Origin of the sequence: Mesonia ostreae (genome assembly GCF_031845265.1) — a bacterium.
Lineage (GTDB): Bacteria > Bacteroidota > Bacteroidia > Flavobacteriales > Flavobacteriaceae > Mesonia > Mesonia ostreae.
In genome coordinates this window covers 56,486-77,401 of record NZ_JAVRBG010000003.1, presented here as the reverse complement: position 1 = coordinate 77,401, position 20,916 = coordinate 56,486, and the positions used below count along the sequence as shown (strand labels likewise).

The following is a 20,916-nucleotide window of genomic DNA, read 5'->3' as shown; positions in this document are numbered from 1 at the left end:
ATCACATGAAAAATTTCATCCTTGCATTGACTTTAATTTTTAGTGCAGCAACCTTTGCACAAACAGAAGTAAGTGATGCCGAATTAAATAAATTTGCAGATGCCTATAAAGCAGTGCAAATGGAAAACCAAGAAGTGCAACAAGACATGATGGAGATGATCCAAAAAGAGGGTCTTGAATTAAATCGCTTTCAAACTATTCAACAAGCATCTGTTAATCCAGAGGCGAAAGTAGAGGCAACCAAAGAAGAAATGTCTAGTTACAAGAAAGTTATGGCAGAAATTGAAAAAATGCAGCCAAAACTGCAAGAAGATATGGCTAAATTAATTTCAGATAACGGATTAACTTTAGATCGTTATCAAGAGATTGGAGCAGCTCTTCAGTCAGATCAAGCATTACAACAAAAACTTCAAGCTATGATGATGAAGCAAGAAACTAAAGGGTAGTATATGCTTTAAGTGTATAAAAAAGCATCAGATTTTTTCTGATGCTTTTTTTTATGGATTAAATTCTAGAAAATTATAAACTTGCGGCTAAGGCTTTTGCAATTTCTTGTTGTCCTTTCTTACTTTTTATATAGGCTAGATCTTCAGGATTGGACATAAATCCAAATTCTACCATAATTGCAGGATGATTGCTTTCTCTTAAAATTTTAAAATTAGCCGTTTTTATGTTTACTTCTTTAAATATTGTTTTGCTGGTGAAATTATAAGTCAGTTTAGAAATGAAGTTTGAATTGGTTTCATTTAAGTCTTCACCTTCAGCAAAATAAATCTCAATTCCTTTTTTACTAGTATTATGTGCAGCGTTAGCGTGCAAACTTAATACTAGATGAGGCTGAATTTCATTTATCTTTTCTATTCGGTCGTTTAAGCCTATAAACTCATTGCTCTCACGTAGCAAAATTACTTGATAGCCTTTTTCCTCAGCTGCTTTTCGTAGGCTTTTTGAAAGTTGAAAGGTTAAGTCTTTTTCAAGTAAGCCTTCTTGTGTATTTCCAGGATCTTTTCCTCCGTGACCGGCATCGATTACAATGGTTTTCTGATTTTGCTGAGCGCTGCCTACTCAAATAAAGCTAAGCAGAAATACGCTGAAACATAAGGAAGTGAATTTTTTCAAAGTTTGTGTTTTATGTTAGTTAGCACTAATAACCCCATAAAAATAGAGTTTATTGTTTAAAAAAGTGATTTTTTAGGAAAAAGAGAGTGAAATTAGAAGCTAAAAACGAGACACGAATAACCAAAACCTAACTAATATAATTCCATATATTTTTATGTTTCCCCATTAAGCGGTAAGTCTCTTTTACCACTTCGTGATCTGCTTGTTCAAGTTTGGGGTCTTCATTGAGCATTTTCTTGGCGTAATAGCGAGCTGTTTTAAGAATATCATTATCTAAAACAATATCAGCAATACGTAAATTTAAAACTCCACTTTGTTGTGTGCCCATAATGTCCCCAGGTCCTCTCAGTTTTAAGTCAACTTCGGCAATTTCAAAACCATCATTGGTTCTTGTCATGGTTTCTAATCTGGTTTTGCTATCCTTAGAAAGTTTGTGTCCCGTCATAAGAATGCAATAACTCTGCTCGGCGCCACGGCCCACTCTTCCACGTAGTTGGTGCAATTGAGAAAGACCAAAGCGCTCGGCACTTTCAATAATCATCACACTCGCATTGGGAACATTTACGCCCACTTCAATTACGGTAGTCGCCACCATAATTTGGGTTTCGCCTTTTACAAAGCGATTCATTTCAAACTCTTTGTCGGCGGGTTTCATTTGTCCGTGAACAATAGAAATTTGATATTTTGGCGTAGGAAAATCTCTAACAATACTTTCATACCCATCCATTAAATCTTTATAATCCATAGTTTCACTTTCCTGAATTAGGGGATAAACGATATAAATTTGTCTTCCTTTTTCAATTTCATCTCGCATAAATCGAAATACTTTTAACCGATTAGAATCAAATCTATGAACCGTTCTAATCGCTTTTCTTCCTGGCGGAAGCTCATCAATCACCGAGATGTCTAAATCTCCGTATAAACTCATCGCCAGGGTTCTAGGAATAGGAGTGGCAGTCATCACTAAAACGTGCGGTGGTAAGGTATTTTTATGCCATAATTTAGAACGTTGCGCCACACCAAAACGGTGTTGCTCATCTATAATGGCCAAACCTAAGTTTTTAAATTTTACTTTATCCTCTAATAAAGCGTGTGTGCCTATAAGTATATGTAAAGAACCGTCTTCTAAACTTTCGTGAATTTCACGTCGCTGCTTGGTTTTTGAAGATCCCGTAAGCAAAGCGATTTTAATAGGAAGTTTTTCGCAGAGTTCGCTAAGTCCTTGGTAGTGCTGAATGGCTAAAATTTCTGTAGGTGCCATTAAGCAGGTCTGAAAACGATTGTCTAATGCCAATAAACACGCCATTAAGGCTACAATGGTTTTTCCTGAACCTACATCACCTTGCAGCAAACGATTCATTTGAGCATTGCTTCCCAAGTCACTTCTTATTTCTTTAATCACCCTTTTTTGCGCGTTAGTAAGCTCAAAGGGCAAATGATTTTGATAAAATTCATTAAAATACGAGCCTACTTCCGTAAAGGGAAAACCCTTAATTTTTTGCTTGTGCAGCATATTCTTTAGAAGTAATTGCAACTGAATGTAAAACAACTCTTCAAATTTTAAGCGGTATTGCGCTAAAGCAAGTTTGTTAGGGGACTGCGGAAAGTGAACGTTTAAAATAGCTTCACTTTTAGAAATTAATTTGAGTTCTTGTAAAATAGATTGCGGTAAAGTTTCCGTAAAGCCTTGTTTACTTTCAGAAAACAATTGCTGCAACATTTTAGAAAGTACTTTATTGCTAATCCCTCTTTTGCTCAACATTTCTGTAGAGGGATAAATAGGCTGCATCGCCATTTTTATACTCGCCTCGTGTTCTTGAAGCAGCTCCATATCTGGATGCGGCATAGAAACCGAATTATTGAACCAATTTACTTTCCCAAAAACGACATAAGAGACATTAATTTTTAAAGAATCTTTCAACCATTTATGTCCGCGAAACCATACCAGTTCTATTTTTCCAGTTTCATCTACAAAATCGGCGACCAAACGCTTGCCTCTTTTTTCTCCTACAGTTTTAAGATGCGTAATTTTTCCTACCAGTTGAATTTCGGCAGAGTTGCGTTCAATTTCTGTTACTTTGTAATACTTGGTTTTATCTATATACCTGTTGGGAAAAAGATTTAAAAGATCTTGATAGGTGTGTATTCCCAGTTCTTTACGAAGTACTTCTGCCCGACTGGGGCCTACGCCTTTTAAGTAATCTATAGGGGTTTGCAGCGAACTCGTATTCATAAAAACGAAGATAGGAAATATTAAAAAAACCTATCTTCTAAAAACTAACAATCTTTACACTGGTTAAAAATGCGCTAGGTTTTGTATTTTCGAAGAACGAAATAATCTTAGAGACACATAGATTCGTATTTATAAATTATGAAGCATTTTATTTGGTTGTTTTTAATTGTAAGTCCGCTGTATTTAAAAGCGCAACAAACTTCTACGGTAAATATTCAGAAGATTTCTGGAACTATTCATTTACTTCCAGATACCAAAAGCCTTGACGGAAATCTTCAGGTAGAATTAAAAGTTTTAAAAGCTACAGATTCTATTTATTTAGATGCAAAAAAAGCCACGGTAGAAGGCTTGGAAAATACTAAATTTCAGATAAGTGCTGCGCAAGGTAAAATATGGTTTATTGGCGATTTTAAGGCAGGGAAAGCCTATACATTTACATTTAATTATCAAATGACACCTTCTCAAACCATGTATTTTGTGGGTTGGGATAATGCGGGAAGCAATCAAATTTGGACGCAAGGGCAGGGCAAATATACGTCGCATTGGTTACCAAGCATAGACGATGTAAACGATAAAATCGAATTTGATCTAAGCTACCAAGTTCCCAAAGCTTACCAAGTGATTGCAAATGGAAAGCTTATTTCTAAAAAAACCAAAGGAGAAGATCGCATATGGAAGTATGACATGCAAAACCCTATGAGTAGCTATTTGGTAGCGGTGGCGGTTGGTAATTACGCTTTCGCGGAAGAAAAAACAGAATCTGGGATTACTCTACAATATTATTATGAACCCGAAAACAAAGATAAAGTTGAATCAACCTACCGTTATTCCAAACAAATTTTTGATTTTTTTGAAACCGAAATAGGAATTCCGTTTCCTTGGCAAGATTATAAACAAGTTCCCGTAAGAGATTTTTTATATGCGGGAATGGAAAACACGACGGCGACTTTATTTTCTCAGCAATTTATTACCGATGATATTGGTTTTGTAGATCGTAATTATGTGAATGTAAATGCCCATGAATTAGCACACCAATGGTTTGGAAATTTTGTTACGGCATCCTCTAGCGAACATCACTGGTTGCAAGAAGGCTTTGCTACTTTTTATGCACTATTAGCCGAAAGAGAAGTATTTGGAGAAGAGTATTACTATTACAAATTATACGAAACGGCAGAGCATCTTAAAGAATTAAGTGATTCGGGAGAAGGGGAGGCTTTGTTAAATGCCAAAGCAAGTTCGCTTACTTTTTACCAAAAAGGAGCTTGGGCGCTTCATATTTTAAAAGAGAAAGTAGGAGAGGAGGCTTTTAGAAAAGGAGTAAGAACGTATTTAATAAAATATGCCTATCAAAGTGTAGACACCGATGCTTTTCTAAAAGAAATGGAATTAGCCAGTACTTTAGATTTATCCATCTTTAGGAAAGATTGGCTATTTCAGTCGGCATTTAAAGCTGACGAAGCTTTAACTTCTTTGAAAAAGTCGGATTTTATAAAAGAACTTTTAGAACTTAAAGCTTTACGGAAGTTAGCTATTGATGACAAACAAAGTCGGTTAGAGTTAGCCTTACAAAAGCCCGTTAACGATTATTTTGGGCAGGAAGTAGTATATCAACTAGCCCAAGAAAAGCCGGAAGAAGTATTTTCTTTGTATAAAAAGGCTTTTGAGAGTGACAATTTACTTACTCGGCAAGCCATTGCGATTACGTTGAGGGAAATTCCGCGACAGCTAAAAGGAGAGATGGAAAGCTTATTGGATGATGATTCTTATCTTACCAAAGAAAAAGCTTTTATGAATTTATGGCAAAATTTTTCAGAAGATAGAACTGTTTATTTTGAGAAATTAGAAGGAGTTGAAGGTTTTCAAGATAAAAATATAGAAATCTTATGGTCAACCTTACATTTGGTTTCGCCAGCCTATAAAAATGATCAAAAACCGTCAGTCTTTAAAAAGCTATCTAGTTACACTTCCGCAGTTTATGATTATGCGGTAAGGGAAAATGCTTTTGGTTACCTTTACCAAATCGATACGTTCTCCAAGCAGAGCTATGAAGATTTATTTGAGGGAACTACCCATTCGGTTTGGCGTTTTAAGAAATTTTGTAGAGAATTATTAGACACTTTGTGGGAAAATCCAAAACATAGAGCTCAACTTATTGCTTTGGTAGACAAAATACCTAGTGATCACGCAGCTTATGCAAAAAAGAAATACAATTTATGAGAGCATTAGTAATTTCTGGAGGAGGAAGCAAAGGAGCTTATGCTGGTGGAGTAGCAGAGCATTTGATAAGAGAACAGAAGAAAAAATATGACATTTATATAGGCTCCTCAACAGGAAGTTTATTGATTTCTCATCTCGCTTTAGGGAAACTTACCAAGCTCCACGACATTTACACCAATGTGAACCAAGCTAGTATTTTTAGTTTAAATCCATTTGTAATTAAGAAAGAAGGAAATAGAGAATATGTAACTATTAATTATTTAACTACCTTTCTTCAGTTTTTAAAGAAAAAACGAACTTTTGGAGAGAGTAAAAATCTTAAAAAACTAATTAGGCAAAAAATTACGAAAACAGAATTTCTCGAAATCAAATCTACGGTTACAGATTTAATAGTTACGGTTTCTAATCTTAGTAAAAACCAAATTGAATATAAATCTATTAAAGATTTTAGTTACGATGAGTTTTGTGAATGGATTTGGATATCGTGTAATTATGTTCCTTTTATGAGTTTAGCGAAGAAAGATGGGTTTGAGTATGCCGATGGTGGTTTTGGTTGTATGGTTCCTATTCGGGAAGCCATAAGACGTGGTGCCACAGAAATTGACGCTGTAATCTTAGAATCTGAAAATATGGAGTACAATAAAGTTTTGGGAAAAAACCCTTTCTCCTTAATGGTGAACCTTTTTGGATATATGCTCGATCAGGTAGAGAAAAGCAATATTATTGAAGGCAAATTGGCGGCAATAAATAGAGACGTAGTATTAAATCTCTATTATACCCCAAGTAAACTCACCGAAAACTCCTTAATTTTTGATAAGAAGTTGATGACTAGCTGGTGGCAGCAAGGCTACAATTACGCAAACAAAAAGGCTAAAAATTTAGAAGAAAACGAGTTGAAATAAGCTTGGCTTACCAAATATCTCTTGCTTCTTTCTTTAAATAAGCAATTCCCGTTTGGCTGGGGGAAGTTTTTTCTACCATCTGACTAAGAATAACTTCCCTCAATTTCTCAGGGCTTTGTACCTCTTCTTTCTTATTGGCTTGTCTAATAAGGGCAATAGTAGCGTTTTTAGTAGCTTTAATAGCATTCCAGCATTCTATACTTATATAAACTTGTTGTGCAAGATTGTGCTCAAACTCTTGCTCAATATTTTTAACCAGTAAGTTTTCATAATCTACTTGATTCTCATTATAAGGTTTAACCCTTATAATAAGACTGCCTGGATCTATACGTTCTAAAAACAACGTCATTCTTTCTATTGCTTGAAACCTTAACGGAAGCGCTTGCTTGCTGTTTTCTGCTCTTAATTGATACATCCTACGTTTTTGCTCTTCTTTAAAATAAGAATTAAAGAAATAATAGGCTACTAAAGCCACAATTACAGCGGGTAATAGATAAAATAATAATTGAATGATATTAACTTGTTCCATAGATTTTTTAAAACTTTAATAGCGAACCTCGTCCTTTTCAAAAGATTTTTCGGAATCCTTTCTTTTATAATTTCCGCCAAGATACTGACATTTTTGTAAAGCACGAACTCCCTCAAAAGGAACTTTCACTTTATGATACCCGTAAGAATCGGCAAGTGTTTTTGTAAAATCTTGATCACTTAAATTCACATTTACATCATCCATCGTGAATTCACAAGGATGTTCATAACCGCAAGCATGGGTGATTTCGATAAGCTCTTTACGAAAATTTTTGAAATACATATTGGTACGCACGGCTTTGTTGTCTACATTAATACCTCGTTGCAACCATTTATTTTGAGTTGCTATTCCGGTAGGACACGTATTGGTATGACAGGATTGAGCTTGTATACAACCAATACTCATCATTGCTTCTCTTGCCACATTAATCACATCTGCTCCCATAGAAAAAGCCATGGCGGCTTGCGAAGGGAAACCTAGTTTTCCACTCCCTATAAAAACGATTTGATTGCTCAGATCGTGATTTTTAAAGATTTTATAAATTTTCTGAAAACCATACGTCCAAGGTACAGCCACATGATCTGCAAAACTTGGGGGAGCAGCACCTGTACCGCCTTCACCGCCATCAATGCTAATGTAATCTGGACCGCGATTGGTCTTTTTCATCTTACCCGCCAATTCTTCCCATTGTTCGGTTTTACCTATAGCAGCTTTAATTCCGACAGGAAGACCAGTTTTTTCAGCAATATCTTCTATGAAATCAATCATTTCGTCAATTCCTTCAAAAGCATTATGGTATGGTGGTGAAATCACATCTTTACCCATAGGTACATTACGTATTTTTGCAATTTCTTGAGTAATTTTAGAAGCGGGAAGCACTCCGCCTTTTCCTGGTTTAGCCCCTTGAGATAATTTTATTTCTATAGCTTTCAACATTGGAGTATCTTCTACAAGTTGAATCAATTTTTCCATAGAAAAATTACCCTCATCATCTCGTACGCCAAAATAACCTGTACCAATTTGCAGCACCAAATCCCCTCCGTTTTTATGGTAAAAAGAAATTCCTCCTTCTCCTGTATTATGATACGCATTAGCCAATTTTACTCCTTTATTTAAAGAAGCGATAGCTCTTGCCGAAAGACTTCCAAAACTCATCGCAGAAACATTAATAACAGAAGCAGGACGATAAGGTCTTCTTCTTTTATGGTGTAAGCCCATCACTTTAGCACAAGGTAAAAAATAAGGGTCCTTAACATTGGGATGATTAGGCGCCATCTTATAGGGGGTCATCGCATTATTTATAAAAATATAGTTATTTTTATAAAAATCTCTATCCGTTCCAAAACCTTCATAATTATTTTGATTTTTTGCTGAAGCATAAATCCAACCTCGCTGTATTCTATCAAAAGGAAGTTCTTCCCGGTTGTTAGCAACGATATATTGTCTTAATTCTGGACCAATGCTCTCTAACATATATCGAAAGTGTCCTACCACCGGAAAGTTTTTGGTGATTATGTGTTTTTTATTAAAAAAGATATCCCTAATGGCTATTATGACAATTCCAATAATTATCCACTGCCACCAGGTAATCTTCCCTAAAAAATCCAATATGGTATTCATCATAAGTATGTGTTGTAAGTAAGACACTAATATATTTAAAATACAATTAGACAGCGGTTAAAAATATTGTAAAGTTGATAGATTTCTACGAATTCTAAGTCCTAAGAAAGTTTGAAGTAATGCTATAAAGAGCGATAATATATTCCTGTTTTATTTTGTACAATAAATGAATTAAACCTAATTAAATTCTTATTCTTGGTCTGGTTATTTCAGGTAAATGAAACCTTTAAATTCGGTGAGAAAGATAGTATCTGGGCTTTAAGCAAACTTTCAACTTAATTTATATGTAATGAATTCGCATTTTCAATTTTCTATACATTTCTTTATAATGTTTATAAGTAAAGCGTGAAAGCGGGATGGTTTTTTTCTATTTTTGGTAAATTCACGATTTTTAAAAAGATATTATTTTGGAGAATTATCTAGCCGAACTTAATGAAGCACAACGTGCACCTGTATTGCAAAAAGATGGCCCTATGATTGTCATTGCTGGTGCAGGATCTGGCAAAACAAGAGTACTTACCTATAGAATTGCTTATTTAATGAGTAAAGGCGTAGACCCTTTTAATATTCTATCCTTAACCTTTACCAATAAGGCGGCGAAGGAAATGAAAAGCCGTATCTCAAAAATTGTGGGGAGTAGTGAAGCTAAAAATTTATGGATGGGAACATTCCATTCCATTTTTGCTAAAATTCTACGTTTTGAAGCAGATAAATTAGGCTATCCGTCCAATTTTACCATTTACGATACGCAAGATTCTCAACGCCTTATTTCGGCTATTATTAAAGAATTGAGTTTAGATAAAGACGTTTATAAGTACAAACAAATCTATTCTAAAATCTCTTCCTATAAGAACAGTCTGGTTACTGTAAAGGCTTATTTTCAAAATGCCGAATTGCAAGAAGCCGATGCGATGGCAAAGCGACCCCGTTTAGGAGAAATTTATCAGCATTATGTAGATAGGTGTTTTAAAGCTGGCGCTATGGATTTTGATGACCTGCTTTTAAGAACCAACGAACTTCTGACTCGTTTTCCTGAAGTATTGGCAAAATATCAAAATAGATTTAGATACATTTTAGTAGATGAGTACCAAGATACCAACCACTCGCAGTATTTAATTGTACGTGCATTAAGCGATAAATTTCAAAATATATGTGTGGTAGGGGATGATGCGCAAAGTATTTACGCTTTCCGCGGAGCTAATATCAACAACATATTAAATTTTCAACGGGACTATGATAATGTAGAAATGTATCGCCTAGAGCAAAATTACCGTTCTACCAAAAATATTGTACACGCGGCCAATTCTATTATAGATAAAAACAAAACCAAGCTTGAGAAGATAGTTTGGACGGCTAATGATGACGGACCCAAAATTATTGTCAATCGCTTATTGACCGATGGGGAAGAGGGACGTTACGTAGCCAGTTCTATCTTTGATAATAGAATGGAGCACCAAATGAGAAATGGAGATTTCGCCATTCTCTATAGAACCAATGCGCAAAGTAGAGCGATGGAAGATGCTTTACGGAAGAGAGATATTCCATATCGTATTTATGGCGGACTTTCATTTTACCAACGTAAAGAGATCAAAGATGTATTGGCTTATTTACGTTTGTTAGTAAATTCTAAAGATGAAGAAGCTTTAAAGCGGGTAATTAATTATCCTGCAAGAGGAATTGGCGCAACTACGATGGATAAGCTCGTGCTGGCAGCCAATCATTACAAGCGTTCTATTTTTGAAGTGATTGATAATATTGATAAAATAGACCTTAAAATTAATAAGGGTACTAAAAATAAGCTGACGAATTTTGCCAATATGATCAAAAGCTTTCAGATCATGGCGCAAAGGGAAGATGCGTTTACGGTTTCAGAATCTATTGCAAAGAAAACAGGTTTATTACAAGAGCTTAAAAAAGACGGTACTCCAGAAGGAATTGCACGAATAGAAAATATTGAAGAACTCCTTAACGGAATAAAAGACTTTGTAGAAGAACAAAAAGAAATTGCCGATACAGATGGTTCTCTAGCCGAATTTTTAGAAGATGTAGCGCTTGCTACAGATATGGACAAAGCTACAGAAGAAGAAGATAGAGTTGCGTTAATGACCATACATTTAGCCAAAGGATTAGAGTTTCCTTATGTATATATTGTAGGTTTGGAAGAAGAACTTTTTCCTTCAGGAATGAGTATGAATACCCGCTCTGAACTGGAGGAAGAAAGACGACTTTTTTATGTGGCTTTAACTAGAGCAGAGAAGCAGGCTTATTTAACGTATACACAATCTCGCTACCGCTGGGGGAAATTGATTGATGCGGAGCCTAGTAGATTTATAGAAGAAATTGACGATGAATTTAAAGAGTATATGATTCCGCAGGATGATTATAAATATAAGCCTTTAATAGATTCTGATGTTTTTGGAGAAGTAGATAAAAGTAGATTAAGACAAACCAAACCCACGAAAGGGACTCCGCCGCCAGCGCACAAACCTAGTGAAGAACAATTAAGAAAGCTTAGAAAACTTAGACCTCAAAGCAATGGCAATTCCGCGAAAGCGTCTTCAGAAATATTACAATTAGAATCAGGACAAAAAGTGGAACACTTACGTTTTGGGAAAGGAACTATCATTGGCGTAGAAGGAGTGGGACAAGATAAAAAGGCAGAAATAGATTTTGAAAATGGAGGGTTAAAAAAGTTATTACTAAGATTTGCAAAACTTAAATTAATCTCATAAAAGTAATTTTTAAATGATTAGAAAAGGATCAACAGTTAGCTGGCAGTGGGGAAAAGGTACTGCTAGGGGTAAAGTAATTGAAACTTACGCAAAAGAGATAACCAAAACGCTTAAAGGTTCACAAGTTACGAGAAAAGGAGAACCAGGAGACAAAGCGCTATTTATTGAACAAGAAGATGGAAGTAAAGTTTTAAAATTAGAAAGCGAAGTAAAAAAAGCTTAATATAAAATTTGTTCTGTAATAAAATTTTAATCTGTACATCATTAAAATTTAAGTGTATTAATAAATTATAATGAACTTTTTTGCTACCTTATGCTTTCTAAAAAACTTATAATTTATGGCGGAATTAATTAAAATTTACGAAGAAAATCCCTCTCCAAAAGAAATTGAAAAAGTGGTGAAAGTCCTAAAAAATGGAGGACTTGTGATTTATCCTACAGATACAGTGTATGGATTAGGTTGTGATATAACCAATACGGCTGCTTTAGAAAAAATTGCGCAGATTAAAGGTGTCAAATTAGAAAAGTCTAACTTTTCTTTTATCGTAGCAGATTTAAGTAACTTGTCTGAATATGTTAGCATCGATAACCAAAATTTTAAAATACTAAAACGAAATCTTCCTGGGCCTTATACATTTATTTTGCCAGGAAGTAATAATTTGCCTTCCGTTTTTAAGAAGAGAAAAACCGTGGGAATTAGAGTGCCCGATAATAATATTTGCAGAGCACTGGTAACGGCTTTAGGAAATCCTATTGTTTCTACTTCTATAAAGGATGAGGATGAAGTGTTGGAATATACTACAGATCCCGAGTTGATTGCTGAAAAGTGGGATAAACTTGTAGATGTAGTTATTGATGGAGGATATGGAGATAATGTAGCTTCTTCTGTAATTGATTTAAGTGAAGGTGATCCTGAGGTATTGAGAGAAGGAAAGGGAGATGTAGATAATTTTTAATAGAAATAGATAAACATTTATGGTGATTTAATTTGATCTACTTCTCTAATTATATCATCTTCTAAAAATGTTTTTATCTATCGACTTTATTTTTTTTACTTTTTAGGTATCAGTTTTAATAATTTAATCTTTTACAAATTAAAAGAGGCTGTCTAAAAATGACAGCCTCTTTTGTTTCTAATAATATTTTGCTATGGTTTTATTAACTTCCGCGATACGTAGAATAGCCAAATGCAGAAAGAGTAATAGGAACGTGATAATGGTTTTCATCGCTAATTTCAAAAACCACTTCAATATAAGGGTAAAACGATTCTTCATCTAAATTGTCAAAATAAGATTTGGTATAAAAAGTAAATCTATAAATACCGTGATTATTCTTAGTTGCAGGTAAAAAATCATTTACACGACCATTTTCTGTAGTAACTTTTTCAGAAATGAAATACCACGCATTGGTTTTGGGGTTCATTTTTTCTAATTTAATCGTTACGTCTTCCGCAGGAATACCTTTCGAAATATCCAATATATGCGTAGATAGTTGAAATTCTTTTTGCTGTGCAAAACTTGCTATACTTATACATAATAAGCATACACTTAATATTATATTTTTCATGAAATAAATTTTATTGCAAACTTATAAGCCTTTATTGATGATTCTGCTTTAAACTTAGTTAAGATTATTTATAAATTAAAATCTGTCTTTGTTTTCATGAGTATCAAAATAAGTGAAAATAGCTTTTCTGATTTTTACCACTAAATTTTGCTCTTAAATCTTATTCTTCTTAATTTTTTCCACTATATCTGGATTAAGAAGCGTAGAGGTATCTCCCAAATTATCGCTATCTCCCGATGCAATTTTTCTAAGTATCCTTCGCATAATTTTTCCACTTCTGGTTTTAGGTAAATTTTCTACAAACTGAATTTTGTCTGGTTTGGCAATGGCGCCTACTTGTTTAGTAACCATAGCTAAGATTTCTTTTTCTAATTCTTCTGAAGGTTTTGCTCTATCCAGTAAAATTACATAAGCATATAAAGCGTTTCCTTTTACCTCATGAGGGTAACCAACAATAGCACTTTCAGAAACCAACTCATGCTCATTAATGGCATTTTCTATGGGTGCTGTACCTAGATTATGTCCAGAGACGATAACCACGTCGTCTACTCTTCCTGTAATTCTGTAATTTTCTGTGGCATCGCGATAAGCTCCGTCGCCCGTAAAATATTTATTTTTATACGTAGAAAAATATGTTTCTTTATAGCGTTGGTGATTATTCCAAATGGTTCTAGCCATAGCTGGCCAAGGTGCTTTTATAGCTAAGCGGCCTTCCGCTTTTTGTCCGTCAAATTCAATCTCATTTCCTTCTTCATCCATCAGCGCTGGTTGTACACCAGGTAAAGGTAAGGTCGCAAATGTGGGTCTAGTGGCCGTTACTCCAGCTAATGGAGAAATCATAATAGCACCAGTTTCTGTTTGCCACCAAGTATCTACAATGGGACATTTAGATTTTCCAATATTATCGTTATACCAATGCCAAGCTTCTTCATTAATAGGCTCTCCCACACTTCCTAAAACTTTTAAAGAAGTGAGATCGTGTTTTTCTACAAAAGAAATATCTTGTTTTGCGAGCGCTCTAATCGCCGTTGGTGCTGTATAAAAATGAGTAATTTTGAACTTTTCTATAATTTCCCAAAACCTCCCAAAATTAGGATAGCTTGGAACACCTTCAAACATGACTGTGGTCGCACCAGAAGTTAACGGACCGTATATAATATAAGAATGACCCGTAATCCAACCAATATCCGCAGTACACCAATAGATAGAGTCTTTATTAGGTTGAAATACATTTTCAAAAGTATAACTTGTACCAATCATATACCCTGCTGTGGTATGCACCATGCCTTTAGGTTTTCCTGTAGAGCCAGAAGTATATAAGATAAACAAAGGATCTTCTGCATCCATCTCTTCAGGATCACATTCCGCGTAAGCGTCTTGCAGTTCATCAAACCAAAATGTATCTCTGCCTTTTTTCATAGGAGTAGAGTTAATGGTTCTGCGATAAACAATCACATTCTCAATACTTGGCGTATTTTCTAAAGCTTCATCACATATTTCTTTTAACGGAATTGATTTTCTTCCTCTATAATAATCGTTGGCAGTGATTAATAATTTACATTCGGAATCATTAATTCTACTGCTAATTGCTTTACTAGAAAAACCTGCAAAAACGATGGAATGTATTGCTCCAATTCTAGCACAAGCCAACATTGCAATAGCTAACTCGGGGATCATAGGCATATAAATACAAACCCGATCACCTTTCTTAATTCCTTTGCGTTTTAAGACATTGGCAAAATGGCAAACCTTTACTAAGAGTTGCTTATATGTGATGGTTCTAGATTCTTCATTAGGATCGTTGGGTTCCCAAATAATTGCGTTTTTATTTGGAGTTGCCTTTGCGTGTCTATCCAAGCAATTTTCTGTAATATTTAATTTACCTCCTTTAAACCATTTGACTTCTGGTTGAGAGAAATCCCACTCTAAGGTAGTGTCCCATTTTTTTCTCCAAGAAAAATTTTGAGCCACATCACTCCAAAATTCATCAGGTTTTTCAACGCTTCGTTTATACGTTTTTTTATAGGCGGCGAAAGACTTTATTTGCATAGTATTCTCCATAGTTTCTTTAATTTTTGATGGATTAGACATCAATTCTCTAAAATAAGAATAAGTATTTAAGATTTCATAAAATCAATAAAAAAATCATCCTGAACATTTTCCGTAAAGGAAGATACTCAGGATGATTTTAGAGAGAAAAACAAATAAAATTATGCGTTTTCTGCCCAATGCAAAATTTCATCTTCGGTCCATAGGGCTGGGAAGAATTTACGTTGTTGGTATTTGGGGTGAAGGTATTTTTGCCATTCAGAGCCGCCTGTGGCCGCTTTTGATTCTCCTTTTTTGTTGAGATAATGTTGCGCAGTATTCAAGTGAATAATTGGCCATTCTACATTAAATAAGTAATCTAAACCTCGTAATGCCTTAGTAAGCTCTTCTGAAGGATTTTCTATTTGAAGGTATTTTTCTGCCAAGGTATTTCCCTTCATTTTTTTGGCTAAAGCGATAAAATCATCTAGGTATTTTTCTTCAAAAGCTTGTAGGGTAAGACTTTTCTTTCCAGTTTTGCGGTTATGACCGGCATCTTTCCAGTAGACTTGATCAAATAAATCTTCGGTAGTTGGGTTTTGGGGAAGTCGTTCTTTTCCTTTTATATTGATAAGATTTTCTATGGGAGTGCAATAGATTTCTAAAAATCTAAATTGAGCACTTTGAAATCCGCTTGCGGGAGCCAAAGTAGCTCTAAAGGTATTGTAGTCGGCATAATCCATTCCATCACGCATCACATCAAAAGAGGTCATTAGCATGTTGGTGTAGCGTGTTATTCGTTTTATTTTGTCTATTAAAACAGGTTCCTCAAGATTTTTTAACGTAATCTGTTTTAATTCGTGAATCATAAGTTTAAGCACCAGCTCAGTCACTTGATGATACATGATAAAGATTTCTTCATCTTCAAAATCTGTTCTTGGTTTTTGTAAAGAAAGTAAGGTGTCTACTTGTATGTAATCCCAGTAGTTAATAGGTTTAGCTTGCAGAAGTCCAGCTAAATAGGTTTCTGGATTTTCTCCAAGATTCTCGTACTTTTCATCAATTTTTGCGAGTATGTCCTCTTTTTTCATGGTAGTTAGTTTATAACAAAAATATCAAATTATAAAGAGTATTAAATGCTTAATTTGGTTTAATTGTTATTCTTTATAAGTATATAACAAGTCTTCCTGCTTTTTATGGTATAATATGGAGAAACTTATTATTTTTACCATCTCAAAGAAAAGTGAACGATCATGTCAGAAGAAAATAAAACCGAAAGAATAAAGTGTCTAATTATAGGATCTGGTCCAGCAGGCTATACCGCAGCTATTTATGCAGCTAGAGCAGATTTAAAGCCTATCTTGTATACTGGAATGGAGCCTGGCGGACAGTTAACTACCACAACAGAAGTAGATAATTTTCCTGGTTACCCAGAAGGAATCGATGGTCCTACGATGATGGTACAATTGCAACAGCAGGCAGAACGTTTTGGAACCGAGGTGCGTATTGGAATGGTGACCGAAGTGCAACTAAGTAAAGAAGTTGGAGGAATCCACAAAGCTTGCGTAGATAATAAAACCTGGGTAGAAGCCGAAACAGTGATTATTTCTACTGGCGCAACGGCCAAATATTTAGGACTTCCTAGCGAACAGAGATTGCGTGGAGGCGGAGTTTCCGCTTGTGCTGTTTGTGATGGTTTCTTTTACAAAGGACAAGATGTAGCTATAGTTGGTGGAGGAGATACCGCTGCTGAAGAAGCTACTTACTTAGCTAATATTTGTAATAAAGTGACGATGTTGGTAAGAAAAGACGAGATGAGAGCTTCTAAGGCAATGCAACATCGTGTAACTTCTACCAAAAATATAGATTTACGTTACAACACCGAAATTGATGAGGTTTTGGGAGAACAAGTTGTTGAAGGGTTACGTATGGTGAATAACCAAACGCAAGAAAAAGAAGAGATTGCCATAACGGGTCTTTTTATTGCTATTGGTCATAAACCCAATACCGATATTTTTAAAGATCAGCTAGAGATGGATGATACAGGTTACCTAATTACAGAACCTAAAACTACCAAGACCAATCTTCCTGGAGTTTTTGCCAGTGGGGATGTGCAAGATAAAGATTATAGACAAGCTGTAACCGCAGCAGGAACTGGATGTATGGCAGCATTAGATGCCGAGCGTTACTTAGCAACGATTGAAAGCGAAGAAGAAGTTACCGCTTAGCCCAAAAAAAACGATTTTAAAAGCCTTAGCGTAACACGTTAAGGCTTTTTTTTATACTTTTAGTTTAATCTTGCCACTAGAACTTATAATTAGATTTAAGTATAAAGCAGATTTTTATTGAGAACGATGAAAAACAAGCAGCTCTACCTTATTGATTTTGATAGTACTTTCACACAAGTGGAAGCCTTAGATGAATTAGCTAACATAAGTTTAAAAGACCACGCACGTCAAAAGGAGATTTCACAACAAATAGAGGAGATTACAAATTTAGCGATGCGGGGAGATATGAATTTCAATGAATCTTTAAGACAACGTTTGCAATTGGTTGAAGCAAGTGAAAAGGATATTGAGAAGCTGATACAGGTGCTACGAGAAAAAATAAGTATTTCTTTTGCAAGAAACGCCTCATTTTTGAAAACCTATGCTTCGCAAATCTATATTATCTCTAATGGTTTTAAAGAGTTTATCGTTCCCATAGTGACATCTTTTGGTATTTTAGAATCTCATGTTTATGCCAATACATTTGTCACGAATGATCACAAAGATATTATCGGTTTTGATGAATCCAATATACTAGCTCATAATAATGGAAAAGCAAAACTACTTCAAGAATTAAATCTCGAAGGAGATATCTTTATGATTGGCGATGGCTATAATGATTATGAAGTGAAAGCCGCAGGCTTAGCCAATAAATTTTATGCTTTTACAGAAAATGTCGTAAGAGAAAATGTGATTGCTCAAGCAGATCATATTACCCCTAGTCTAGATGAATTTTTATACCTACACCAAATGAACATTTCCTTATCGTATCCTAAAAATAGAATTAAAGTTCTTTTATTGGAGAATATTCACTCTTCTGCTCAGGCTATTTTAGAAAAAGAAGGCTATCAAGTAAGCATTCATGCTGGAGCGATGGATGAAGAAGAGCTAAAAGAAAAGATTAAAGATATCTCTATTTTAGGCATTCGTTCTAAAACACAATTAACGCAAGAGGTTTTAGAGAACGCAAAGCGTCTTATCGCAGTAGGAGCTTTTTGCATAGGAACCAACCAAATAGATCTTGAGGCTTGTGCCAAAAAAGGGATTCCAGTTTTTAATGCGCCTTATAGCAATACACGCTCTGTAGTAGAATTGGCTATAGGAGAAATGATTTTATTGCTGAGAAACCTTCCCGATAAAATGCAGCAAATGCACCAAGGGAAATGGAACAAATCCGCAGCAAAAAGTTATGAGATTAGAGGGAAAAAACTGGGAATTATAGGCTACGGAAATATAGGAGCTCAACTCTCTATATTGGCCGAAAGTCTTGGTTTTGACGTTTATTACTATGATTTAATAGAAAAACTACCTCTAGGAAATGTGACCAAATGCAATAGCTTGGAAGAATTACTGCAAACTTGCGAAGTCATCTCTCTGCACGTAGATGGCAGACCAGAAAATAAAAACTTTATGGATGAGGAGCAATTTCAGCAGATGCAGAAAGGAAGTGTTTTTATCAATTTGAGTAGGGGACACGTGGTTAATTTAAATGCTTTAAAAAAATATCTTAGCAATGGGCATCTCAATGGTGCTGCGATTGATGTGTATCCCGTGGAACCAAAAACCAACGATGAAGCATTTGAGAGCGTGCTTAAAGGATTGCCCAACCTTATATTAACTCCGCATATTGGAGGAAGCACGCTAGAAGCTCAAGAAAACATAGCTCATTTTGTTCCGCAGCGATTTATAGAATATATCAATACAGGAAGTACTACCAACAGTGTAAACTTTCCCAATTTGCAATTACCTGTTTTAAAAAATGCCCACCGACTTATACATATTCATTACAACACGCCAGGGATTTTGGCAAAAATTAATGAATTATTGGCAAAGCATCACATTAATATTGACGGACAATATTTAAAAACCAGTGAACAAATAGGCTACGTGATTACTGATATAAATAAAGCCTACGATGAAACCATTATTAAAGAACTTAAGGGCTTAGAAGGAACAATTCGGTTTAGAATACTGTATTAAAAAAATTATTCATAGTATATTTTAGTTGTAATCGCACTGCAATAAAACTCAAGCTGTATTATAATTTTCATATGAATTTTAATAAGGAGCATATAAGTCATTTTTTTTTGTAAGTTGGTTTCCCGCTTTCCATTACAATTCCTCATTTCGCTAGCGCTTCATTGCGGGATTTCCATTGCAATCGGGGCTAGGGATTAAAGTCTTTTATGATCTTCAACGTTTTAATCGCGTTTACGTCAAAATAAAAGTAAGCACCTAAAATCTCTCAAACGGTAATACCGACAGGTGAAAATCATAAAAAGTAAGCAACTACGACTCCTAGTATAATCATTAACACTTTAGAGATGTTGAATTGATGATTCTTAGAAGATTCAAACAAAATGGTAGTAGAAACGTGTAAGAAAACACCAATTACCATAGCTTCAATATAAATTTCATATTCCGTTAAGAAAGAAAAATATTTATGTATTAAACTTCCTATAGGAGTCATCATCGCAAAAACGAGTAAAAAAAGAATGACTTTGGTTTTAGAAAGTTGAGAATGGATGAGAAAAGACGCGATAATGATAGCAATTGGGACTTTATGAATTACTACGCCCCATAATAAATGATCATTTCCGTGCAAGGGATAACCTTCCAATAAGGAATGAATACATAAACTTACAAAGAGTAAAACAGGGAAACGTTGCGTGTCTTCATGATGATGTAAATGTCCGTGCTCTGCGCCTCTAGAAAGAAACTCTAAGAAAATTTGGAGCAAAATCCCCAACATGGTAAACACACCGATTAGTTTATGGTAATCGCCATATACTTTAGGGATAAATTCAAATACGGTAATCGATAATAAAAAAGCACCACTAAAAGAGAGTAGCAATTTCACCGAAGTAGAATTGGCTTTTAGAAAATAGGCAATCAATAAACCAATGACAACCGCAATAATGGGTAAAATTAAACTCATGCGTGCTCAAAAATTAGAATAAGCCTAGGAGAATTTTCTAGGTGAAATTCGTTTAAATGGTAATCTCCAAAGAGATTTTTTATTTGTAAACCTGCTTCTTCAAAGTAGGTTTTAAATTGTGATAAAGTGATGGCTTTTACTTTTTCCTGAAATTTAAACTCTTTGTCTTCATCTCTAAACTGAATGTCTTTATAAATATAACCATTCTCCACATAACGCTTTAAATAAAAGTCGATGCCTTGAATGCTTTGCGTGTTTTGTGGCACCAAATTTTTAATCACCTCGTGCACATTCATAAAGTCGATGACACCATAGCCATTAGGTTCGAGTTCCTCTTTTATAGCTTTTATGGTTCTTAAATTATCTTCTTCATCTTCAAAATATCCAAAACTGGTAAACAGGTTAAATACGCCATCAAATTTTTCCGTTAAGGGCAAACACATATCATGTACTTCAAAACGAAGGTCTTCCTTTTCAGATTTTTGGGCTTCTTGTATGCTGTTTGGAGAAAGGTCTACGCCAGTTACTTTATAACCTAGTTGATGCAAGTAAACGGAATGTCTCCCTTTCCCACAAGCTAAATCTAAAATGGAGGATCCTTTTTTTAACTGAAGAAAAGAGGTGAGATTTCGCATAAAATCTTCTGCTTCTTCATAACCTCTGTCTTTATATAAAATATGGTAGTATTTGGTGTCAAACCAAGAGGTGTACCATTTTGTAGTATCTTTTCTCATAGCCTGCAAAAATAATGTATTTTTGCAGCAA

17 protein-coding genes are annotated in these 20,916 nt (G+C 34.9%); 8 read left to right on the top strand and 9 right to left on the bottom strand.

Features of this window, described 5'->3' with window-relative positions:
* Window positions 1-5: 5 nt before the first annotated feature.
* Window positions 6-446 carry a DUF4168 domain-containing protein gene (locus tag RLT85_RS03910; protein WP_311400722.1) on the top strand — a complete coding sequence of 147 codons (441 nt, stop codon included), beginning with the start codon at window positions 6-8 and terminating at the stop codon, window positions 444-446.
* A 73-nt stretch (window positions 447-519) separates the two neighbouring features.
* Here RLT85_RS03910 and RLT85_RS03905 read toward each other — a convergent pair whose 3' ends face one another.
* Together RLT85_RS03905 and recG are read right to left on the bottom strand one after the other, a co-directional pair.
* Entirely contained in the window at window positions 520-1,029 is a 510-nt protein-coding gene (locus tag RLT85_RS03905; RefSeq protein WP_311400929.1) for an N-acetylmuramoyl-L-alanine amidase family protein, read from the bottom strand.
* Between the two features lie 217 nt (window positions 1,030-1,246).
* Complete coding sequence (gene recG / locus RLT85_RS03900; protein WP_311400721.1) at window positions 1,247-3,352, bottom strand: ATP-dependent DNA helicase RecG; 2,106 nt, start codon at window positions 3,350-3,352, stop codon at window positions 1,247-1,249.
* 138 nt (window positions 3,353-3,490) lie between these two features.
* On the opposite strand from recG, the gene RLT85_RS03895 reads away from it, so the two are divergent.
* Together RLT85_RS03895 and RLT85_RS03890 are read left to right on the top strand one after the other, a co-directional pair.
* Window positions 3,491-5,569, top strand: coding sequence for a M1 family metallopeptidase (locus tag RLT85_RS03895; protein ID WP_311400720.1), 2,079 nt, complete (start codon window positions 3,491-3,493; stop codon window positions 5,567-5,569).
* Window positions 5,566-6,471 carry a patatin-like phospholipase family protein gene (locus RLT85_RS03890; protein WP_311400719.1) on the top strand — a complete coding sequence of 302 codons (906 nt, stop codon included), beginning with the start codon at window positions 5,566-5,568 and terminating at the stop codon, window positions 6,469-6,471. The genes RLT85_RS03895 and RLT85_RS03890 overlap by 4 nt, the downstream gene beginning before the upstream one ends.
* A 7-nt stretch (window positions 6,472-6,478) precedes the next feature.
* Here RLT85_RS03890 and RLT85_RS03885 read toward each other — a convergent pair whose 3' ends face one another.
* Both RLT85_RS03885 and RLT85_RS03880 read right to left on the bottom strand, forming a co-directional pair.
* Complete coding sequence (locus RLT85_RS03885) at window positions 6,479-7,000, bottom strand: DUF7935 family protein (RefSeq protein WP_311400718.1); 522 nt, start codon at window positions 6,998-7,000, stop codon at window positions 6,479-6,481.
* A 15-nt stretch (window positions 7,001-7,015) separates the two neighbouring features.
* Window positions 7,016-8,620, bottom strand: a complete 1,605-nt coding sequence (locus RLT85_RS03880) for an FMN-binding glutamate synthase family protein (protein WP_311400928.1) — start codon at window positions 8,618-8,620, stop codon at window positions 7,016-7,018.
* 407 nt (window positions 8,621-9,027) lie between these two features.
* On the opposite strand from RLT85_RS03880, the gene RLT85_RS03875 reads away from it, so the two are divergent.
* The 3 genes from RLT85_RS03875 (at window position 9,028) to RLT85_RS03865 (ending at window position 12,308) form a co-directional block, all read left to right on the top strand.
* Entirely contained in the window at window positions 9,028-11,352 is a 2,325-nt protein-coding gene (locus RLT85_RS03875; protein ID WP_311400717.1) for an ATP-dependent helicase, read from the top strand.
* A 13-nt stretch (window positions 11,353-11,365) separates the two neighbouring features.
* Entirely contained in the window at window positions 11,366-11,575 is a 210-nt protein-coding gene (locus RLT85_RS03870) for a hypervirulence associated TUDOR domain-containing protein (protein ID WP_311400716.1), read from the top strand.
* 115 nt (window positions 11,576-11,690) lie between these two features.
* Entirely contained in the window at window positions 11,691-12,308 is a 618-nt protein-coding gene (locus RLT85_RS03865) for an L-threonylcarbamoyladenylate synthase (RefSeq protein WP_311400715.1), read from the top strand.
* A 202-nt stretch (window positions 12,309-12,510) separates the two neighbouring features.
* Here the strand turns inward: RLT85_RS03865 and uraH are convergent, their stop codons facing one another.
* From uraH to RLT85_RS03850, 3 genes are all read right to left on the bottom strand, one after another.
* Complete coding sequence (gene uraH / locus RLT85_RS03860) at window positions 12,511-12,918, bottom strand: hydroxyisourate hydrolase (RefSeq protein WP_311400714.1); 408 nt, start codon at window positions 12,916-12,918, stop codon at window positions 12,511-12,513.
* A 153-nt stretch (window positions 12,919-13,071) separates the two neighbouring features.
* A complete protein-coding gene (gene acs, locus RLT85_RS03855) occupies window positions 13,072-15,009 on the bottom strand; it encodes an acetate--CoA ligase (protein ID WP_311400713.1) in 1,938 nt (645 codons plus the stop codon).
* 119 nt (window positions 15,010-15,128) lie between these two features.
* On the bottom strand, window positions 15,129-16,037 hold the full coding sequence (locus RLT85_RS03850) for a tryptophan 2,3-dioxygenase family protein (RefSeq protein ID WP_311400712.1): 909 nt from the start codon (window positions 16,035-16,037) through the stop codon (window positions 15,129-15,131).
* A 162-nt stretch (window positions 16,038-16,199) separates the two neighbouring features.
* On the opposite strand from RLT85_RS03850, the gene trxB reads away from it, so the two are divergent.
* Together trxB and serA are read left to right on the top strand one after the other, a co-directional pair.
* Window positions 16,200-17,174 (top strand): thioredoxin-disulfide reductase, encoded by a 975-nt coding sequence (gene trxB, locus RLT85_RS03845; protein WP_311400711.1) that lies wholly within the window; start codon window positions 16,200-16,202, stop codon window positions 17,172-17,174.
* Between the two features lie 126 nt (window positions 17,175-17,300).
* On the top strand, window positions 17,301-19,193 hold the full coding sequence (gene serA, locus RLT85_RS03840; protein WP_311400710.1) for a phosphoglycerate dehydrogenase: 1,893 nt from the start codon (window positions 17,301-17,303) through the stop codon (window positions 19,191-19,193).
* 292 nt (window positions 19,194-19,485) lie between these two features.
* On the opposite strand, the gene RLT85_RS03835 is transcribed toward serA, so the two are convergent.
* On the bottom strand, window positions 19,486-20,151 hold the full coding sequence (locus tag RLT85_RS03835; protein ID WP_311400709.1) for a ZIP family metal transporter: 666 nt from the start codon (window positions 20,149-20,151) through the stop codon (window positions 19,486-19,488).
* Complete coding sequence (locus tag RLT85_RS03830; protein WP_311400708.1) at window positions 20,148-20,885, bottom strand: class I SAM-dependent methyltransferase; 738 nt, start codon at window positions 20,883-20,885, stop codon at window positions 20,148-20,150. Before RLT85_RS03830 ends, RLT85_RS03835 begins: the two co-directional genes overlap by 4 nt.
* Window positions 20,886-20,916: the final 31 nt, after the last annotated feature.

Excerpts from the sequence above, each read along its gene's own strand:
- RLT85_RS03910 (WP_311400722.1), top strand. The coding sequence starts at position 6 with ATGAAAAATTTCATCCTTGCATTGACTTTAATTTTTAGTGCAGCAACC.
- recG (WP_311400721.1), bottom strand. The coding sequence starts at position 3,352 with ATGAATACGAGTTCGCTGCAAACCCCTATAGATTACTTAAAAGGCGTA.
- RLT85_RS03895 (WP_311400720.1), top strand. The coding sequence starts at position 3,491 with ATGAAGCATTTTATTTGGTTGTTTTTAATTGTAAGTCCGCTGTATTTA.
- RLT85_RS03890 (WP_311400719.1), top strand. The coding sequence starts at position 5,566 with ATGAGAGCATTAGTAATTTCTGGAGGAGGAAGCAAAGGAGCTTATGCT.
- RLT85_RS03885 (WP_311400718.1), bottom strand. The coding sequence starts at position 7,000 with ATGGAACAAGTTAATATCATTCAATTATTATTTTATCTATTACCCGCT.
- RLT85_RS03880 (WP_311400928.1), bottom strand. The coding sequence starts at position 8,620 with ATGAATACCATATTGGATTTTTTAGGGAAGATTACCTGGTGGCAGTGG.
- RLT85_RS03870 (WP_311400716.1), top strand. The coding sequence starts at position 11,366 with ATGATTAGAAAAGGATCAACAGTTAGCTGGCAGTGGGGAAAAGGTACT.
- RLT85_RS03865 (WP_311400715.1), top strand. The coding sequence starts at position 11,691 with ATGGCGGAATTAATTAAAATTTACGAAGAAAATCCCTCTCCAAAAGAA.
- uraH (WP_311400714.1), bottom strand. The coding sequence starts at position 12,918 with ATGAAAAATATAATATTAAGTGTATGCTTATTATGTATAAGTATAGCA.
- acs (WP_311400713.1), bottom strand. The coding sequence starts at position 15,009 with ATGTCTAATCCATCAAAAATTAAAGAAACTATGGAGAATACTATGCAA.
- RLT85_RS03850 (WP_311400712.1), bottom strand. The coding sequence starts at position 16,037 with ATGAAAAAAGAGGACATACTCGCAAAAATTGATGAAAAGTACGAGAAT.
- trxB (WP_311400711.1), top strand. The coding sequence starts at position 16,200 with ATGTCAGAAGAAAATAAAACCGAAAGAATAAAGTGTCTAATTATAGGA.
- serA (WP_311400710.1), top strand. The coding sequence starts at position 17,301 with ATGAAAAACAAGCAGCTCTACCTTATTGATTTTGATAGTACTTTCACA.
- RLT85_RS03835 (WP_311400709.1), bottom strand. The coding sequence starts at position 20,151 with ATGAGTTTAATTTTACCCATTATTGCGGTTGTCATTGGTTTATTGATT.
- RLT85_RS03830 (WP_311400708.1), bottom strand. The coding sequence starts at position 20,885 with ATGAGAAAAGATACTACAAAATGGTACACCTCTTGGTTTGACACCAAA.